The organism is Klebsiella sp. TF21-TM, from assembly GCF_019753495.1.
Classification (GTDB): Bacteria; Pseudomonadota; Gammaproteobacteria; order Enterobacterales; family Enterobacteriaceae; genus Klebsiella; species Klebsiella quasipneumoniae.
In genome coordinates this window covers 167947-185106 of the sequence record NZ_JAIJYL010000005.1, presented here as the reverse complement: position 1 = coordinate 185106, position 17160 = coordinate 167947, and the positions used below count along the sequence as shown (strand labels likewise).

Annotated in this window: 19 protein-coding genes and 1 pseudogene; 14 read left to right on the top strand and 6 right to left on the bottom strand. The window is 59.0% G+C overall.

Translation table 11 applies throughout. The annotated features are described in order from the left end of the window. The first annotated feature begins 29 nt into the window (after nt 1-29). From K5R89_RS07110 to K5R89_RS07075, 8 genes and pseudogenes are all read left to right on the top strand, one after another. A pseudogene (locus tag K5R89_RS07110) lies at nt 30-145 on the top strand (hypothetical protein). A 64-nt stretch (nt 146-209) separates the two neighbouring features. Continuing rightward, on the top strand, nt 210-1274 hold the full coding sequence (gene queA, locus K5R89_RS07105; protein WP_004204841.1) for a tRNA preQ1(34) S-adenosylmethionine ribosyltransferase-isomerase QueA: 1065 nt from the start codon (nt 210-212) through the stop codon (nt 1272-1274). A 108-nt stretch (nt 1275-1382) separates the two neighbouring features. Further along, nucleotides 1383-2510, top strand: a complete 1128-nt coding sequence (gene tgt / locus K5R89_RS07100; protein ID WP_002890395.1) for a tRNA guanosine(34) transglycosylase Tgt — start codon at nt 1383-1385, stop codon at nt 2508-2510. A gap of 22 nt (nt 2511-2532) precedes the next feature. Next, the gene (gene yajC / locus K5R89_RS07095) at nt 2533-2865 is read left to right on the top strand and encodes a preprotein translocase subunit YajC (RefSeq protein WP_002890398.1); all 333 of its coding nucleotides are present in this window, start codon (nt 2533-2535) and stop codon (nt 2863-2865) included. A gap of 26 nt (nt 2866-2891) precedes the next feature. Then, complete coding sequence (gene secD / locus K5R89_RS07090; RefSeq protein ID WP_008805370.1) at nt 2892-4739, top strand: protein translocase subunit SecD; 1848 nt, start codon at nt 2892-2894, stop codon at nt 4737-4739. A 10-nt stretch (nt 4740-4749) separates the two neighbouring features. Further along, nucleotides 4750-5721 carry a protein translocase subunit SecF gene (gene secF, locus K5R89_RS07085; RefSeq protein WP_008805371.1) on the top strand — a complete coding sequence of 324 codons (972 nt, stop codon included), beginning with the start codon at nt 4750-4752 and terminating at the stop codon, nt 5719-5721. Nucleotides 5722-5857: 136 nt separating this feature from the next. Continuing rightward, nucleotides 5858-6223, top strand: a complete 366-nt coding sequence (locus K5R89_RS07080; RefSeq protein WP_016160371.1) for a VOC family protein — start codon at nt 5858-5860, stop codon at nt 6221-6223. Nucleotides 6224-6247: 24 nt separating this feature from the next. Further along, nucleotides 6248-6943 (top strand): YafY family protein, encoded by a 696-nt coding sequence (locus K5R89_RS07075; RefSeq protein ID WP_072422251.1) that lies wholly within the window; start codon nt 6248-6250, stop codon nt 6941-6943. A gap of 42 nt (nt 6944-6985) precedes the next feature. Here the strand turns inward: K5R89_RS07075 and K5R89_RS07070 are convergent, their stop codons facing one another. Then, nucleotides 6986-7870 (bottom strand): nucleoside-specific channel-forming protein Tsx, encoded by an 885-nt coding sequence (locus K5R89_RS07070; protein ID WP_004204836.1) that lies wholly within the window; start codon nt 7868-7870, stop codon nt 6986-6988. A 300-nt stretch (nt 7871-8170) separates the two neighbouring features. Further along, the gene (locus K5R89_RS07065; RefSeq protein WP_101992025.1) at nt 8171-8710 is read right to left on the bottom strand and encodes a DUF3251 domain-containing protein; all 540 of its coding nucleotides are present in this window, start codon (nt 8708-8710) and stop codon (nt 8171-8173) included. A 147-nt stretch (nt 8711-8857) separates the two neighbouring features. Here K5R89_RS07065 and nrdR point away from each other — a divergent pair, with 147 nt between their 5' ends. The 6 genes from nrdR (at nt 8858) to pgpA (ending at nt 12950) form a co-directional block, all read left to right on the top strand. Next, entirely contained in the window at nt 8858-9307 is a 450-nt protein-coding gene (gene nrdR / locus K5R89_RS07060) for a transcriptional regulator NrdR (protein ID WP_002890417.1), read from the top strand. Between the two features lie 3 nt (nt 9308-9310). Beyond that, the gene (ribD, locus tag K5R89_RS07055) at nt 9311-10414 is read left to right on the top strand and encodes a bifunctional diaminohydroxyphosphoribosylaminopyrimidine deaminase/5-amino-6-(5-phosphoribosylamino)uracil reductase RibD (RefSeq protein WP_032453582.1); all 1104 of its coding nucleotides are present in this window, start codon (nt 9311-9313) and stop codon (nt 10412-10414) included. Between the two features lie 87 nt (nt 10415-10501). Then, nucleotides 10502-10972 carry a 6,7-dimethyl-8-ribityllumazine synthase gene (gene ribE, locus K5R89_RS07050; protein WP_001021161.1) on the top strand — a complete coding sequence of 157 codons (471 nt, stop codon included), beginning with the start codon at nt 10502-10504 and terminating at the stop codon, nt 10970-10972. 19 nt (nt 10973-10991) lie between these two features. After that, nucleotides 10992-11411, top strand: a complete 420-nt coding sequence (gene nusB, locus K5R89_RS07045) for a transcription antitermination factor NusB (protein ID WP_002891356.1) — start codon at nt 10992-10994, stop codon at nt 11409-11411. Nucleotides 11412-11482: 71 nt separating this feature from the next. Beyond that, on the top strand, nt 11483-12454 hold the full coding sequence (thiL, locus tag K5R89_RS07040) for a thiamine-phosphate kinase (RefSeq protein WP_049013798.1): 972 nt from the start codon (nt 11483-11485) through the stop codon (nt 12452-12454). Beyond that, on the top strand, nt 12447-12950 hold the full coding sequence (pgpA, locus tag K5R89_RS07035) for a phosphatidylglycerophosphatase A (protein ID WP_004177266.1): 504 nt from the start codon (nt 12447-12449) through the stop codon (nt 12948-12950). The genes thiL and pgpA overlap by 8 nt, the downstream gene beginning before the upstream one ends. Before the next feature lie 45 nt (nt 12951-12995). On the opposite strand, the gene K5R89_RS07030 is transcribed toward pgpA, so the two are convergent. The 4 genes from K5R89_RS07030 to xseB are packed head-to-tail and all read right to left on the bottom strand — an operon-like array spanning nt 12996 to nt 17054. After that, nucleotides 12996-13970, bottom strand: coding sequence for an aldo/keto reductase (locus K5R89_RS07030; protein ID WP_217220220.1), 975 nt, complete (start codon nt 13968-13970; stop codon nt 12996-12998). Nucleotides 13971-14030: 60 nt separating this feature from the next. Further along, on the bottom strand, nt 14031-15893 hold the full coding sequence (gene dxs / locus K5R89_RS07025; protein WP_217220213.1) for a 1-deoxy-D-xylulose-5-phosphate synthase: 1863 nt from the start codon (nt 15891-15893) through the stop codon (nt 14031-14033). Nucleotides 15894-15911: 18 nt separating this feature from the next. After that, nucleotides 15912-16811, bottom strand: a complete 900-nt coding sequence (gene ispA, locus K5R89_RS07020; RefSeq protein WP_004204826.1) for a (2E,6E)-farnesyl diphosphate synthase — start codon at nt 16809-16811, stop codon at nt 15912-15914. Further along, entirely contained in the window at nt 16812-17054 is a 243-nt protein-coding gene (gene xseB, locus K5R89_RS07015) for an exodeoxyribonuclease VII small subunit (protein WP_004204824.1), read from the bottom strand. Between the last annotated feature and the right edge of the window lie 106 nt (nt 17055-17160).

Genomic DNA, 17160 nt, shown 5'->3' with positions numbered 1-17160 from the left:
TCGCCCTGAACGGCAGCCCCGGTGCCCGGATGGCGTGCTGTCTGGCCGCGCGCGGCCCTCTGCCACCGGTGATGCATTCGGCTGCCGCATGGCGGCATTCGGAATGATTTGGAATATAGATTATGTCATTCATCCGGAGGGGTAAAGGTTGCAGGCAGACCGCCCCGGCACTAGACTACCCGCCTCTTTATTCAGTCTGAGTTATCGTCATGCGCGTTACCGATTTTGCTTTTGAACTACCCGAATCCCTGATCGCCCACTATCCGATGCCTGAGCGCAGTAGCTGCCGCTTACTCTCCCTGGACGGGCCGACGGGCGCGCTGACGCATGGCACCTTCACCGACATCCTCGATAAGCTCAATCCCGGCGATCTGCTGGTGTTTAACAACACCCGGGTGATCCCGGCGCGTCTGTTCGGCCGCAAGGCCAGCGGCGGCAAGATTGAAGTGCTGGTGGAGCGGATGCTGGATGATAAGCGCATCCTCGCCCATATTCGCGCCTCGAAAGCGCCGAAGCCGGGCGCCGAGCTGCTACTGGGCGACGACGAGAGCATTCAGGCCACCATGCTGGCGCGTCACGGCGCGCTGTTTGAAGTGGAATTTAACGACGAGCGCCCGGTGCTGGAGATCCTTAACGGGATCGGCCATATGCCGCTGCCGCCCTACATTGATCGCCCGGACGAAGACGCTGACCGCGAGCTCTATCAAACCGTCTACGGCACCCGGCCGGGCGCGGTAGCCGCCCCGACCGCGGGTCTGCACTTCGACGAACCGCTGCTGGACAAACTGCGCGCTAAAGGCGTTGAGATGGCGTTTGTCACCCTGCACGTGGGCGCGGGTACCTTCCAGCCGGTGCGCGTCGACAGCATTGAAGAGCACACGATGCACTCAGAATATGCGGAAGTGCCGCAGGAGGTGGTCGATGCGGTGCTGGCGGCGAAAGCGCGCGGCAATCGCGTGATCGCGGTGGGCACCACCTCGGTACGCTCGCTGGAGAGCGCGGCGCAGGCGGCGAAAGACGCCCTGATCGCGCCGTTCTTCGACGATACGCAGATTTTCATTTATCCGGGTTATCAGTACCAGGTGATCGATGCGCTGGTGACCAACTTCCATCTCCCTGAATCCACACTGATTATGCTGGTGTCGGCGTTTGCGGGTTATCAGCACACCATGAACGCCTATAAGGTAGCGGTAGAGCAGAAATATCGCTTTTTTAGCTACGGGGATGCGATGTTTATCACGTACAATCCGCAGGCTATTTCTGAGCGTCCCTGAAAAGGCCGGCCCGCCGGCTTTTGGCACGCCATGACGCATTTTTAGCCACGGAATCATTCCGTGGCGAGTATCAAAACGTCGGACTGTTTTTCTGACGCAGGAGCAAGCATGAAATTTGAACTGGATACCACCGACGGTCGCGCCCGCCGCGGTCGCCTGGTGTTTGAGCGCGGCGTGGTGGAAACACCGGCCTTTATGCCCGTTGGCACCTACGGCACCGTCAAAGGGATGACGCCGGAAGAGGTGGAAGCCACCGGCGCGCAGATTATTCTCGGCAACACCTTCCACCTGTGGCTGCGCCCGGGTCAGGAGATCATGAAGCTGCACGGCGATCTGCACGATTTTATGCAGTGGAAAGGACCGATCCTGACCGACTCCGGCGGCTTCCAGGTGTTCAGCCTTGGCGATATCCGTAAGATCACCGAGCAGGGCGTCCACTTCCGTAACCCGATCAACGGCGATCCGATTTTCCTCGATCCGGAAAAATCCATGGAGATTCAGTACGATCTCGGTTCCGACATCGTGATGATCTTCGACGAATGTACGCCGTACCCGGCGGACTGGGATTACGCCAAGCGCTCGATGGAGATGTCTCTGCGCTGGGCAAAGCGCAGCCGCGACCGTTTCGATAGCCTTGGCAATAAAAATGCGCTGTTCGGCATCATTCAGGGCAGCGTTTACGAAGATTTACGTGATATCTCGGTGAAAGGTCTGGTAGAGATTGGCTTTGATGGCTACGCTGTCGGCGGTTTGGCGGTCGGCGAGCCGAAGGAAGACATGCACCGTATTCTGGAGCACGTCTGCCCGCAGATCCCGGCCGATAAACCACGATACCTGATGGGCGTCGGGAAGCCGGAAGATCTGGTGGAAGGGGTACGTCGCGGTATCGATATGTTCGACTGCGTCATGCCGACGCGCAACGCGCGTAACGGCCACCTGTTCGTCACCGACGGCGTGGTGAAAATCCGCAACGCGAAGCACAAAAGCGATACCGCGCCGCTGGACGCCGAGTGTGATTGCTATACATGTCGCAATTATTCACGCGCTTACTTGCATCACCTTGACCGTTGCAACGAAATATTGGGCGCGCGTCTCAATACCATTCATAACCTGCGCTACTATCAGCGTTTAATGGCTGGTTTACGCAAGGCTATCGAAGAGGGTAAATTAGAGAGCTTCGTGACCGATTTTTACCAACGTCAGGGGCGCACCGTGCCTCCTTTGAACGTTGATTAATTTTAATAATGAGGGAATTTCAATGAGCTTTTTTATTTCTGATGCGGTAGCGGCAACGGGTGCACCGGCGCAGGGCAGCCCGATGTCTCTGATTCTGATGCTGGTGGTGTTCGGTCTGATTTTTTACTTCATGATCCTGCGTCCACAGCAGAAGCGCACCAAGGAACATAAGAACCTGATGAACTCCATCGCCAAAGGTGATGAAGTGCTGACCAACGGCGGTCTGGTCGGTCGCGTGACCAAAGTAGCGGAAACTGGCTACATTGCTATCGCGCTGAACGATACCACTGAAGTGGTTATCAAACGTGACTTCGTTGCTGCCGTTCTGCCGAAAGGCACCATGAAGGCGCTGTAATCTAATTTTTCCCAAAGGGAACTGCCGTGTTAAACCGTTATCCTTTGTGGAAGTATGTCATGCTGGTCGTCGTCATTGTCGTCGGCCTGATCTATGCGCTTCCCAACCTGTATGGTGAGGATCCGGCTGTTCAAATCACTGGCGCGCGCGGCGTCGCCGCCAGTGAGCAAACGCTGATCCAGGTCCAGAAAACTTTACAAGAAGAAAAAATTACCGCGAAGTCTGTGGCACTGGAAGAGGGCGCTATTCTTGCGCGCTTCGACACCACTGATACCCAGCTGCGCGCGCGTGAAGCGCTGCTTACCGTGTTGGGTGACAAATACGTCGTGGCGCTAAACCTTGCTCCGGCAACCCCACGCTGGCTGGCGGCACTCTATGCCGAGCCGATGAAGCTGGGTCTTGATCTGCGCGGCGGCGTGCACTTCCTGATGGAAGTCGACATGGACACCGCGTTAGGCAAACTGCAGGAACAGAACATCGATAGCCTGCGCAGCGAGCTGCGCGATAAAGGCATTCCTTACGCGACCGTGCGCAAGGAAGACAACTATGGTCTGAGCATCGTCTTCCGCGACAGCGCGGCGCGCGACCAGGCTATCTCTTATCTCAGCCCTCGCCATCGCGATCTGGTGATCTCCTCTCAGGGTGACAACAGCCTGAAAGCGGTGATGACCGATGAGCGCCTGAAAGAAGCTCGTGAGTATGCGGTTCAGCAGAACATTAACATTCTGCGTAACCGTGTGAACCAGCTGGGCGTCGCCGAACCGCTGGTTCAGCGTCAGGGCGCTGACCGCATCGTGGTTGAGCTGCCGGGTATCCAGGATACCGCGCGGGCGAAGGAGATCCTTGGCGCGACCGCGACCCTCGAGTTCCGTCTGGTCAATACCAACGTGGACCAGTCCGCCGCCGCCTCTGGCCGCGTGCCGGGCGACTCGGAAGTGAAAGAGACGCGTGAAGGCCAGCCGGTGGTGCTGTACAAGCGGGTGATCCTGACCGGTGACCATATCACCGACTCGACCTCCAGCATGGATGAGTACAACCAGCCGCAGGTCAACATCTCGCTGGACAGCGCGGGCGGCAACATCATGTCCAACTTCACCAAGGACAACATCGGCAAGCCGATGGCGACCCTGTTCGTGGAGTATAAAGACAGCGGTAAGAAAGACGCCAACGGTCGCGCTATCCTGGCGAAAGAGGAAGAGGTGATTAACATCGCCAACATCCAGTCGCGCTTGGGCAACAGCTTCCGTATTACCGGTATCAGCAACCCGAACGAAGCGCGCCAGCTGTCGCTGCTGCTGCGTGCCGGCGCGTTGATTGCGCCGATTCAGATCGTCGAAGAGCGGACTATCGGCCCAACCCTTGGCATGCAGAACATCAAGCAGGGTCTGGAAGCCTGTCTGGCCGGTCTGGTGGTCTCTATCCTGTTCATGATCCTCTTCTATAAGAAGTTCGGTCTGATTGCGACCTCGGCGCTGATTGCCAACCTGGTGCTGATTGTCGGCATTATGTCCCTGATCCCGGGGGCGACGCTGACCATGCCGGGCATCGCGGGTATCGTGTTAACCCTTGCGGTGGCGGTCGATGCTAACGTTCTGATCAACGAGCGTATCAAAGAAGAGCTGAGCAACGGGCGTACCGTTCAGCAGGCGATTGACGAAGGTTATCGCGGCGCGTTCAGCTCGATCTTCGACGCCAACGTGACGACGCTTATCAAAGTGATCATCCTGTACGCGGTCGGTACCGGTGCCATTAAAGGGTTTGCGATTACCACCGGTATCGGTATCGCGACCTCAATGTTTACCGCTATCGTCGGCACCCGTGCCATCGTGAACCTGCTGTACGGCGGCAAGCGCGTTAAAAAGCTGTCTATCTGAGGAGTGCGTTGTGGCACAGGAATATACTGTTGAACAATTGAACCACGGCCGTAAAGTCTGGGACTTTATGCGCTGGGACTACTGGGCCTTCGGCATTTCAGGCTTTCTGCTGATTGTGTCGATCGCCATCATCGGCGTCCGCGGCTTTAACTGGGGTCTCGATTTCACCGGCGGTACGGTGATCGAAATTACCCTTGAGAAGCCGGTCGATCTGGACCAGATGCGCGATTCCCTGCAGAAAGCGGGCTTTGAAGAGCCGCAGGTGCAGAACTTTGGCAGCAGCCGCGACATCATGGTACGTATGCCGCCGGTGCATGACGCCAACGTCAGCCAGGAGCTGGGCAGCAAGGTCGTGACGGTGATTAACGAATCGACCAGCCAGAACGCGGCGGTGAAGCGTATTGAGTTTGTCGGCCCGAGCGTCGGCGCGGACCTTGCGCAAACCGGCGCCCTGGCGCTGATTGCCGCGCTGGTCTGTATCCTGATCTACGTCGGCTTCCGCTTCGAATGGCGTCTGGCGGCGGGGGTGGTTATCGCCCTGGCGCACGACGTGGTGATCACCATGGGGGTGCTGTCGCTATTCCATATCGAGATCGACCTGACCATTGTGGCCTCGTTGATGTCGGTTATCGGCTACTCGCTGAACGACAGTATCGTGGTATCGGACCGTATCCGTGAAAACTTCCGTAAGATCCGCCGCGGTACGCCGTACGAGATCTTCAACGTGTCGTTGACCCAGACGCTGCACCGTACCTTGATCACCTCCGGGACCACCCTGATGGTGATCCTGATGCTGTTCCTGTTCGGCGGCCCTATTCTGGAAGGCTTCTCGCTGACCATGCTGATCGGTGTCTCCATCGGTACGGCTTCTTCTATCTACGTCGCCTCCGCGCTGGCGTTGAAGCTGGGCATGAAGCGCGAGCATCTGCTGCAGCAGAAGGTCGAAAAAGAAGGGGCGGACCAGCCGTCTATTCTGCCGTAATACGGTTCAGTTGAAATAACGCAATCCCGGCCAGGCGGGCGGGATTTTTTTTGCCCGCGACAAAACCTGCTGACAGTATGCTGTCAGGAGCCCTCCCATACACTCCTTCTGAACTCACTAACGAGCAGGAGGAAGTATGAATAACGTGATTAACTGGTTCGAAATTCCGGTCGCCGATATGGATCGCGCCGTCGCGTTTTATGAGCCGGTGATGCAGGTGACGCTGCGTCGCGAAACCATGGACTGCGCCGAGCTGGCGGTGTTCCCGCATCAGGATCCGGCCCCCGGCGGCGCGCTGGCCAAATTTGAGGGTATCGCGCCCTCTGCGCAGGGCGCTATTATTTACCTGCATACAGACCATCTTGCCGCCACCCTCGACCGCGTTGCCTCGGCGGGTGGGGCATGTGTTTTCGGGCCGCTGACGCTGCCGAATGATATTGGCACCATCGCGCTGTTTACTGACAGCGAGGGCAACCGCGTCGGCCTGCACCAACCGGCTTAACCTGAACTTTTTGTGAAGTGAGACATGACCCGACGCGCCGACCGTTTATTTCAGATTGTGCAGATCCTGCGCGGCAGGCGGCTCACCACCGCCGCGCTGCTGGCGGAGCGGCTGGGCGTGTCGGAGCGCACCGTGTATCGCGATATTCGCGATCTCTCCCTCTCCGGCGTGCCGGTGGAGGGCGAGGCGGGGAGCGGTTATCGCCTGCTGGCGGGTTATGATCTGCCGCCGCTAATGCTGACCACCAAAGAATCCGAAGCGCTGATCGCCGCGATCCGGCTGCTGAAAACCTGGGGCGGCGAGGCGCTGTCGCAATCGCTGGAGTCTGCCCAGGAGAAGATGCTGGCGATCCTGCCGGAGGCGCGCCGGCGCCAGGCGGAGCAGACCCGCCTGTTTGCCCCCGATCTCGGCGCCCATCGCTATGCCAAAACCTTCTTTGACGTCATTCATCAGGCGGTCTCCAGCCAGCAGGTGCTGGCGCTGCGCTATCAGGATGAGTCCGGTCGGGTGACCGAGCGCGACGTGCTGCCGCTGGGGCTGTTTTTCTGGGGGGAGCGCTGGCTGCTGGTGGCCTGGTGCGAGCTGCGCAATGATTATCGCAACTTTCGCCTCGACCGCTGTCTGACGGTCAGGGCGACCGAGCGTCGATTCAGCGAGTGCGCCGACCGCTCGTTAAGCGATTTTCTGCGCAAGGTCCGCTGCGACGTGTGGGAGAAATAAAAACGCCCGGGTGGCCCGGGCGCTGTCCTGCCGTTTCAGCAATCAGAAGTTGTAACCAACCACGAAGTAACCACCCCAACCGGTTGAGCGGACGCTGAAATCGCCATCGCCGAAGTTCAGCTTGGCATCGTCAGCCCACTGGCCGCCGTTATGGAAGTAACGGGCCACCACCGAGTAGTGCCAGTGCGCGTAGTTCAGCGCCAGGATATGGCTGGAGGCGATGGAGTTGCTGGTGCGCGCGTGCTTCCCGTTCAGATCGTAGAAGTTGTCATCGCCGAGGTCAGAGCCCCAGTCGAAGTTGGTGAAGCCGATGTAGCTCAGCGAACCGCCCCACAGGTCGGTCAGCGGCACAAAGTATTTCACTTTGAAGCGGTAGCCGTCCCACTCGTTTTCGTTGGACGCGCCGTAGTTCTGCCACTGGTATTTGGCGTAGACGTTCAGCGACAGGCTCATCGGCAGGCCGGTGTCGATATCGGTACCCAGACCCATATACCAGGTGCTCTGCTCCTGGGAGTCATTGCGGCCCATATCGTAGATATAGTTGTTCGCGAAATACCACTCTTTGAACGGCCCGAAGCTCAGGTCGGTGTTGGTCAGCTTATCGATAGAGAAGCGCGGTTCGATCTCCATAAACAGCGGGGAGCCGTTGTTCCAGATACCTTTTGCCGTGCTGTTGCCGCCGAAGAATACCGGGGCATCGATATAACCGTAGAAATCAAACCAGTCTTTTTTGGCGAACGCTTCGTATTCCAGGTAGGTATCGTTACGGATCTGCGGTCCAAAACGGGTGTGGTAGCTGCCCACCACGTTAACACTCTGGTGCCACCAGTCAGACAGATACTGCGGTTTGTCGTTTTCTGCCGCGCCCGCGGTAAAAGAAGTGGAGAGCGCCACAACCGCACCCGCTGCCAGTAATGTTTTTTTCATAGTAATGCCACTGTTTAAATTGAGCCTGAAGGCGTTAAAAGAAGTGCCGAAGCGTTTCTAAATATTTCGTGTTTCTGTGGGGGTCTATTATAGGAATCATTGCTCACAAAAATACGTGTTGTTTCACATAACCAGAACATGCGTAATCGATTGCGTTCACGATTCTATGCATTTCTTGACAAAATGCTACTGAAAATCGCGATGCAGAACGATTTCTAATGAACTCTTGCGAAAAGTTGTAAGTGGATAAGAATAACGGGACAGGGCGTCGCCGGGCAGGGGGAAGCCCGGCGGCAAGGCTTACTGCGCGGCGGCGGGCTGGATATCGTGGACGCGAATAAAACCGACTTTGTCCGGCGTCACGTTCAGGCGCAGCGGGATATCAACATCGCTGGGGGCGAGAATGCTGGCCGGGGTGCTGATCAATTGATCCTGAACATTCACTTCCTGGTAGCTGTGGGTAGTGCCGGTGATCTGTCCGGAGGCGACGGTGGCGGTAAAGGCCGGCAGCGGATCGTTGGATTCGCCCTGAATACGTAAGGTCAGGCGTGACCCGTCGCCATCCGGCGTAATGCTCGCCACCGACATGCGCAGGGTGCCGATCTGGCTCTCCAGCCGCGCCGGGGTTTTCGCCTCCGGCAGCAGATAGACGCCGCGGGTGGATTTCGCGTTCAGCGCGTTTTGCTGGGTAATTTTGATCGTTTGCTGATTGAGCTGGGTCATCTCCTGGCTCAGCGTACTCACGCTCTGGTGCATCTGGCGGATTTCGCTTTGCTGGGCGCAGGCGGTCAGGGTAAACAGGCTGCCCGCGATGGCGAGTTTCAGGTAACGTCTTGTCATGGTCAGGATTCCGTTTGCAGAGGATGCTTAATGTTAGCCAAACCGCCTGACTCTCCCATAGATCCTTTGTCTCAAAAGCTCTTTCTTTGTAGTCAGGTCACTTCGCGGTAAACTACCCTTCAGTTTAACTACCTGTCAGGACGCGCTATGCATTGCCCTTTCTGTTTCGCCGTGGATACCAAAGTGATCGACTCTCGTCTGGTAGGGGAAGGCTCTTCCGTGCGTCGCCGTCGGCAGTGTCTGGTCTGTAATGAGCGCTTTACCACCTTTGAAGTGGCGGAGCTGGTCATGCCGCGGGTGGTGAAGAGTAACGATGTACGTGAACCCTTCAACGAAGACAAGCTGCGCAGTGGGATGCTGAAAGCGCTGGAGAAACGTCCGGTCAGCGCCGATGACGTCGAAATGGCGGTCAACCATATCAAAACCCATCTGCGCGGCACCGGCGAGCGCGAAGTGGCCAGCAAAATGATCGGCAACCTGGTGATGGAGCAGCTGAAAAAACTGGATAAAGTCGCCTATATTCGCTTCGCGTCGGTCTATCGCAGCTTCGAAGATATCAAAGAATTCGGCGAAGAGATCGCCCGCTTACAGGACTAAGCCATGCAGGACGAAATGTACATGGCGCGTGCGCTCAAGCTCGCCGCCCGCGGTCGCTTTACCACCCATCCTAACCCTAACGTTGGCTGCGTCATTGTCAAAGACGGCGAGATCGTCGGCGAAGGGTTCCACTATCGCGCCGGCGAGCCGCATGCCGAAGTGCACGCCTTGCGGATGGCCGGGGAAAAGGCGCGCGGCGCCACCGCCTACGTCACCCTCGAGCCCTGCAGCCACCACGGTCGTACGCCGCCGTGCTGCGACGCCCTGATTGCCGCCGGCGTCAGCCGCGTGGTCGCCGCGATGCAGGATCCGAACCCGCAGGTGGCGGGGCGCGGCCTGTACCGTCTGCAGCAGGCCGGTATTGACGTCAGCCACGGGCTGATGATGAACGAGGCGGAAGCGCTGAATAAGGGCTTCCTGAAGCGGATGCGCACCGGTTTTCCCTGGGTCCAGCTCAAGCTGGGCGCCTCGCTGGACGGCCGCACGGCGATGGCCAGCGGCGAAAGCCAGTGGATCACCTCCCCGCAGGCGCGACGCGACGTGCAGCGTCTGCGCGCCCAGAGCCATGCTATCCTGACCAGCAGCGCCACCGTGCTGGCGGACGATCCGGCGCTGACTGTGCGCTGGCAGGAGCTGAGCGCCGATACCCAGGCGCTGTATCCCGAAGCGAATTTGCGCCAGCCGCTGCGCGTCGTTATCGACAGCCAGAACCGCGTCACGCCCGAGCATCGTATTGTGCAGCAGGCGGGGGAAACGCTGTTTGCCCGCCTGAGCGCCGATGAGCGCCAGTGGCCGGACAGCGTGCGCACGCTGCTGGTTCCGGAACATAACGGCCATCTCGATCTGGTGCTGCTGATGATGCTGCTCGGCAAACAGCAGATCAACAGCGTCTGGGTGGAGGCGGGGGCCACGCTTGCCGGGGCGCTGCTGCAGGCGGGCCTGGTCGACGAGCTTATCGTTTATATTGCGCCTAAACTGTTAGGCAATGCGGCGCGTGGATTATGCGCGCTGCCGGGGCTTGAAGAACTGAGTCAGGCGCCCCATTTCAAATTCAATGAGATACGTCAGGTTGGCCCGGATGTCTGCCTGCATTTAACCACTGCGTGAGGCTTTCCTGATTATTAGGAAGCAGCGCTCAGAATAATATGATAAAATCCGCCCCCCTTGCGGGGCACATGAACCCGAAGGAAGAGTATGAACATTATTGAAGCTAACGTTGCTACCCCGGACGCTCGCGTCGCCATCACCATTGCGCGTTTCAACAACTTTATCAATGACAGCCTGCTGGAAGGTGCGATTGACGCCCTGAAACGCATTGGTCAGGTAAAAGATGAAAACATCACCGTTGTTTGGGTTCCAGGCGCGTACGAGCTGCCGCTGGCGGCTGGCGCACTGGCGAAAACCGGTAAATATGACGCGGTGATTGCGCTGGGTACGGTGATTCGCGGCGGTACCGCCCACTTTGAATATGTGGCTGGCGGTGCCAGCAATGGCCTGGCGCACGTCGCTCAGGACAGCGAAATCCCGGTAGCCTTTGGTGTTCTGACCACTGAAAGTATTGAACAAGCCATCGAGCGCGCTGGCACCAAAGCCGGTAACAAAGGCGCAGAAGCTGCGCTGACCGCGCTGGAAATGATTAACGTATTGAAAGCCATCAAGGCCTGATTTTTGTAAGGGGAATTCCGTGAAACCTGCTGCTCGTCGCCGCGCCCGTGAGTGTGCCGTTCAGGCGCTCTACTCCTGGCAGTTGTCCCACAACGACATCGCTGATGTCGAATACCAGTTCCTGGCGGAACAGGACGTAAAAGATGTTGATGTTCTGTATTTCCGCGAACTGCTGTCCGGAGTGGCGACTAACAGCGCGTACCTCGACGGCCTGATGAAGCCCTACCTGTCCCGTCAGCTGGAAGAGCTGGGTCAGGTGGAAAAAGCGGTGCTGCGTATCGCGCTGTTTGAGCTATCCAAACGTGATGACGTACCGTATAAAGTGGCCATCAATGAAGCTATCGAACTGGCGAAAACCTTCGGCGCTGAAGATAGCCACAAGTTCGTCAACGGCGTGCTGGACAAAGCGGCTCCGGTAATTCGTCCCCACAAGAAGTAAACTGCAGGCCGGGTTTTGCGAGGGTCGCCTCGCAACCCGGCCTTATTTATTATTTTGCTGAGGCATAACGTATGGCATGTGGCGAATTCTCCCTGATTGCCCGTTATTTTGATCGCGTTAAAAGCGCTCGTCTTGATGTCGAAACCGGTATCGGCGACGACTGCGCTCTCCTGAATATTCCCGAGAAAAAAACGCTGGCAATCAGCACCGACACTCTGGTGGCGGGCAATCACTTCTTACCCGATATCGACCCGGCCGACCTCGCCTATAAAGCGCTGGCGGTAAACCTGAGCGACCTCGCGGCGATGGGCGCGGAGCCGGCGTGGCTCACCCTGGCGCTGACCTTGCCGGAGGTGGATGAAGCCTGGCTGGAAGCCTTCAGCGACAGCCTTTTTGTCCAGCTTGACTACTACGATATGCAGCTGATTGGCGGCGACACCACCCGCGGCCCGCTCGCCATGACCTTGGGTATCCACGGCTTTGTGCCGCCAGGGCGCGCCATGAAACGTTCAGGCGCGAAGCCGGGAGACTGGATCTATGTCACCGGCACTCCGGGGGACAGCGCCGCCGGCCTGGCGCTGTTGCAGAACCGTCTGACGGTGGATGCGTCGACGGATGCCGATTACCTGCTGGCCCGTCACCTGCGTCCGATGCCCCGCGTGCTGCAGGGCCAGGCGCTGCGCGACCTGGCGACGTCGGCCATCGATCTCTCCGACGGCCTGATCTCCGATCTGGGTCATATTCTCAAAGCCAGCGACTGCGGCGCGCGCATCGATCTTGATGCCATGCCGTACTCCGACGCCATGCTGCGCCAGGTTGAGCCCGAGCAGGCGCTGCGCTGGGCGCTCGCCGGTGGAGAAGATTACGAACTGTGCTTTACCGTACCGGAACTGAACCGCGGGGCGCTGGACGTGGCCCTTGGCCATCTAGGCGCGCGTTTTACCTGTATCGGACAGATTGCGCCTGAGAGCGAAGGTCTGCAGTTTATCCGCGACGGTAAGCCGGTCACGCTTGATTTAAAGGGATACGATCACTTTGCGTAGTCGAGACGAGGCGCTTAGCCGCCTGAGTATGCGTAATCCGTGGCATCTGCTGGCGACCGGCTTTGGCAGCGGCTTAAGCCCGGTGGTGCCGGGGACGATGGGCTCGCTGGCGGCGATCCCGTTCTGGTATCTGATGACTTTTCTCCCCTGGCAGCTCTACTCGCTGGTGGTGATGATGAGCATCTGTATCGGAGTCTATCTGTGCCATCGTACGGCCAAAGATATGGGCACCCATGACCACGGCAGCATCGTCTGGGACGAGTTCGTCGGGATGTGGATCACCCTGATGGCGCTGCCGACCCTGGACTGGCAGTGGGTGGCCGCCGGCTTCGTCATTTTCCGTATCTTCGATATGTGGAAACCGTGGCCGATTCGCTGGTTTGACCGCAATATTCACGGCGGAATGGGGATCATGGTGGACGATATCGTCGCCGGCGTGATCTCCGCCGGCGTGCTGTATGTTATTGGCCATCACTGGCCGATCGGTCTGCTTTGACCGCTGCTCCCCGGCAGCGCCATGCTGTCGGGGAAATCACGCCCGTCACTTAAAGCCCACCACCGGATGCGGCTGATAGGGCGCCTCCAGTTTGTCGATCTGTTCCGAAGATAGCGTCAAATCCACCGCCTGCAGCAGGTCATCGAGCTGCTCCTGACGCGACGGACCGATAATCGGCGCGGCGACGCCGGGCTTGCTTAACAGCCAGGCGAGGGCGACCTGTGCGCGACTGGCGTCGAGCTCTTCCGCCACGTCCGCGAGATTCCCGGCGATCTGCGCGTCGTTCTCTTCGCTGGTGCTGTAAAGCGATTTGCCGAACTCATCCGAGACCAGCCGGGCGGTGGTCTCACCCCATGGGCGGGTCAGCCTGCCGCGCGCCAGCGGGCTCCACGGGATCACCGCCACGCCGTTACGCTGGCACAGGGGCAGCATCTCATTCTCTTCTTCCCGGTAAATCAGGTTGTAGTGATCCTGCATGGTGACGAAGCGCGCCCAGCCGTTCTGCTGCTGAAGCGCCAGCGCCTGGGCAAACTGCCGGGCATGCATGGACGAGGCGCCGATATAGCGCGCTTTGCCGGATTTCACCACCTCGTCCAGCGCTTCGAGCGTCTCTTCAATCGGGGTGCTGTAGTCCCAGCGGTGGATCTGCAGCAGGTCGACATAGTCCATCCCGAGACGGCGCAGGCTGTCGTCGATGGAGCGCAGGATCTGCGCCCGGGAAAGCCCTTCCGCCAGATCGCCGACCTGATGATAGACCTTGGTGGCGACAATCACCTCATCGCGGCGGGCAAAGTCGCGCAGGGCGCGGCCGACGATCTCTTCGCTGCTGCCGTCGGAGTAGCTGTTGGCGGTATCGAAGAAGTTGATGCCGCCTTCAATGGCGTGCTGAATGAGCGGGCGACTGCTCTCTTCCGGAAGCGTCCAGGCGTGCCTGCCGCGGTCCGGCTCGCCGAAGGTCATGCAGCCGAGGCAGAGTCGGGAAACACGTAAGGCAGTATCGCCGAGGGGGATATAGTGCATAGTGCGCTCCTGCTATTCATCAAGGGTATCCCTTAAGCATAGCAGGAGCGGGAGGGGCGATTATGTCAGCCAGTCGAGGATTTTGGCTTCAATGCCGGCGGCATCAAGGCCGAGGTCGGCGCGGATCTCTTCCTGAGTGCCCTGCGGAATAAAGACATCCGGCAGGCCAATATTGAGCACCGGTACCGCCCGGCGATGGGCCATCAGCACTTCATTCACGCCGCTGCCGGCGCCGCCCATAATGGCGTTCTCTTCCAGCGTCACCAGAACGTCGTGCTCGCCTGCCAGCTGCAGGATCAGCGCGGTATCCAGCGGCTTCACAAAGCGCATATCCACCAGGGTGGCGTTGAGTTTGTCCGCCACCGCCGCGGCTTCCGGCAGCAGGGTGCCGAAGTTAAGGATCGCTACCTTCTCGCCCTGGCGCTTCATGACCCCTTTGCCGATCGGCAGCGATGCCAGCGGCTCCAGCGTCGCGCCGGTGCCGCTGCCGCGCGGATAGCGCACCGCGCAGGGTCCGTCGCTGTAGTGGTAGCCGGTGTGCAGCATCTGGCGGCATTCATTTTCATCGCTCGGCGTCATCACCACCATATCCGGAATACAGCGCAGGAAGGAGAGATCGAACGCCCCCTGATGCGTCTGGCCGTCTGCGCCGACAATCCCGGCGCGGTCGATGGCAAACAGCACCGGCAGCTTCTGAATAGCCACATCGTGGATCACCTGATCGTAGGCTCGCTGCAGGAACGTGGAGTAGATGGCGACGACGGGCTTGTAGTCGCCAATCGCCAGTCCGGCGGCGAAAGTGACCGCATGCTGCTCGGCGATGGCGACGTCAAAGTACTGATCGGGGAATTTCTTCGAAAATTCCACCATCCCTGAACCTTCGCGCATCGCCGGGGTGATGGCCATCAGCTTGCTGTCTTTGGCCGCCGTTTCGCACAGCCAGTCGCCGAAGATTTTCGAGTAGGAGGGGAGACCGCCGCTGCTTTTGGGCAGCACGCCGCTGGTATGGTCGAACTTCGGCACCGCGTGGAAAGTGATCGGGTCTTTCTCGGCGGGCTCATAGCCGCGGCCTTTTTTGGTCATAATATGCAGGAACTGCGGGCCCTTCAGGTCGCGCATGTTCTTCAGAGTGCTGACCAGACCGAGCACATCGTGGCCATCCACCGGGCCGATGTAGTTAAAGCCCAGCTCTTCAAACAGCGTCCCAGGCACCACCATGCCTTTGATATGCTCTTCGGTCCGCTTAAGCAGCTCTTTAATCGGCGGTACGCCGGAGAAGACCTTTTTGCCGCCTTCGCGCAGGGTGGAGTAGAGCTTACCGGAGAGCAGCTGCGCCAGATGATTGTTCAGCGCGCCGACGTTCTCAGAGATCGACATTTCATTGTCATTCAGCACCACCAGCAGATCGGGTTTGATATCTCCGGCGTGGTTCATCGCCTCAAACGCCATGCCGGCGGTGATCGCCCCGTCGCCAATCACGCACACCGCGCGCCGCTGCTTATCCTCTTTCGCGGCGGCGATAGCCACCCCGATGCCAGCGGAAATGGAGGTGGAGGAGTGACCGACGCTCAGTACGTCGTACTCGCTCTCACCGCGCCACGGGAAGGGGTGCAGGCCGCCTTTCTGGCGAATGGTGCCGATTTTGTCGCGGCGGCCGGTCAGAATTTTATGCGGGTAGGCCTGGTGGCCGACGTCCCAGATCAGGCGATCGAAGGGCGTGTTATAGACGTAGTGCAGCGCCACGGTCAGTTCCACGGTGCCGAGGCCAGAGGCAAAGTGACCGCTGGAGCGGCTGACGCTGTCCAGCAGGTAGCGCCGCAGCTCATCACACAGCTTCGGCAGGCTCTCTTTTGGCAACAGGCGCAACTCCTGGGTGGAATCTACCAGCGCCAGGGTCGGGTATTTGGCAATATCAAAACTCATCAGAGACTCATTTATTGTTTATTTATCGCGCTGAATAATGTAATTCGCGAGCGCTTCCAGTGCCGAAGTATCCAGAGATTGTGCGGCCAGTTCATCTAACGACCGGCGGGCATCAGCGATCAGGTCGTGCGCTTTCTTCCGGGCTTGCTCAAGGCCCAGGAGGGCGGGATAGGTGCTTTTACCCAATTGCTGGTCGGCACCCTGACGTTTGCCAAGGGTCGCAGTATCCCCTACCACGTCGAGAATGTCATCCTGGACCTGGAAGGCCAGGCCGATATTTTCCGCATAGCGATCCAGCGCGGGAAGGGCGGCGCGCCCACGTTCGCCGGCGCTCAGCGCCCCCATGCGGACGGCGGCGCGGATCAGCGCGCCCGTTTTATGGCGGTGGATACGCTCCAGCGCCTGCAGATTCACCTGCTGTCCTTCCGCCTGCAGATCCAGCGCCTGGCCGCCGCACATGCCCGCCACGCCGCTGGCCTGCGCCAGTTCGGAAACCATCGCCAGACGATCCCGGTCAGGGACGTCCGTCATCGGCGCATCACTGAGTATAGAAAACGCCAGCGTTTGCAGGGCATCTCCCGCAAGAATTGCGTTGGCTTCGCCAAATTTAATATGGCAGGTCGGCAGTCCGCGACGCAGATCGTCATCATCCATCGCCGGCAAATCATCATGCATCAGGGAATAAGCATGAATGCATTCGACCGCGGCGGCAGGGGCGTCCAGCGTGGTGCGGCTCACGCCGAACATCTCGCCGGTAGCGTAGACAAGGAAGGGACGCAGGCGTTTACCGCCTAAGAGTGCGCCATAATGCATCGCTTCCACCAGCGGAGTGTTCTGAAAGGGCTGCGGCGCGATAAAACGGCGCAGCGCCTCGTTAGCCTGTTCCACACAGGCCTGCAATTGTTGCGGGAAATCCATTTATTCAGCGTCCGGCGTAAAAGGCGTGGTCGGGGAATCTTCACTATCCGCCAGCAGGATCTGCACGCGCTGTTCGGCCTGCTGTAGCTGGCTTTGCCCCTGGCGGGCCAGCTGGACCCCGCGCTCAAATTCGCTGAGCGCTTCTTCTAACGGCAAATCGCCGCTTTCCAGACGGTTAACGATCTGCTCCAGTTCGCCCAGCGCAGTTTCAAAGCTGGCCGGGGCCTCATTTTTCTTTGGCATAGTGAATGTAGACTCTTGTTATGTCGCGACGGCAATACCGGGTATGGTAACGAAGTCACGCGTGTAAGCAAATAACGCGCAATGGTGATATACTCCGCGCCCAGGA

Bases quoted from the DNA above. Each gene is read 5' to 3' on its own strand.
- yajC (WP_002890398.1), top strand. From the start codon at position 2,533: ATGAGCTTTTTTATTTCTGATGCGGTAGCGGCAACGGGTGCACCGGCG.
- K5R89_RS07065 (WP_101992025.1), bottom strand. From the start codon at position 8,710: ATGACAAGACGTTACCTGAAACTCGCCATCGCGGGCAGCCTGTTTACC.
- ribD (WP_032453582.1), top strand. From the start codon at position 9,311: ATGCAGGACGAAATGTACATGGCGCGTGCGCTCAAGCTCGCCGCCCGC.
- xseB (WP_004204824.1), bottom strand. From the start codon at position 17,054: ATGCCAAAGAAAAATGAGGCCCCGGCCAGCTTTGAAACTGCGCTGGGC.
- tgt (WP_002890395.1), top strand. From the start codon at position 1,383: ATGAAATTTGAACTGGATACCACCGACGGTCGCGCCCGCCGCGGTCGC.
- nrdR (WP_002890417.1), top strand. From the start codon at position 8,858: ATGCATTGCCCTTTCTGTTTCGCCGTGGATACCAAAGTGATCGACTCT.
- queA (WP_004204841.1), top strand. From the start codon at position 210: ATGCGCGTTACCGATTTTGCTTTTGAACTACCCGAATCCCTGATCGCC.
- K5R89_RS07030 (WP_217220220.1), bottom strand. From the start codon at position 13,970: ATGCACTATATCCCCCTCGGCGATACTGCCTTACGTGTTTCCCGACTC.
- K5R89_RS07075 (WP_072422251.1), top strand. From the start codon at position 6,248: ATGACCCGACGCGCCGACCGTTTATTTCAGATTGTGCAGATCCTGCGC.
- ribE (WP_001021161.1), top strand. From the start codon at position 10,502: ATGAACATTATTGAAGCTAACGTTGCTACCCCGGACGCTCGCGTCGCC.
- K5R89_RS07070 (WP_004204836.1), bottom strand. From the start codon at position 7,870: ATGAAAAAAACATTACTGGCAGCGGGTGCGGTTGTGGCGCTCTCCACT.
- ispA (WP_004204826.1), bottom strand. From the start codon at position 16,811: ATGGATTTCCCGCAACAATTGCAGGCCTGTGTGGAACAGGCTAACGAG.
- K5R89_RS07080 (WP_016160371.1), top strand. From the start codon at position 5,858: ATGAATAACGTGATTAACTGGTTCGAAATTCCGGTCGCCGATATGGAT.
- thiL (WP_049013798.1), top strand. From the start codon at position 11,483: ATGGCATGTGGCGAATTCTCCCTGATTGCCCGTTATTTTGATCGCGTT.
- dxs (WP_217220213.1), bottom strand. From the start codon at position 15,893: ATGAGTTTTGATATTGCCAAATACCCGACCCTGGCGCTGGTAGATTCC.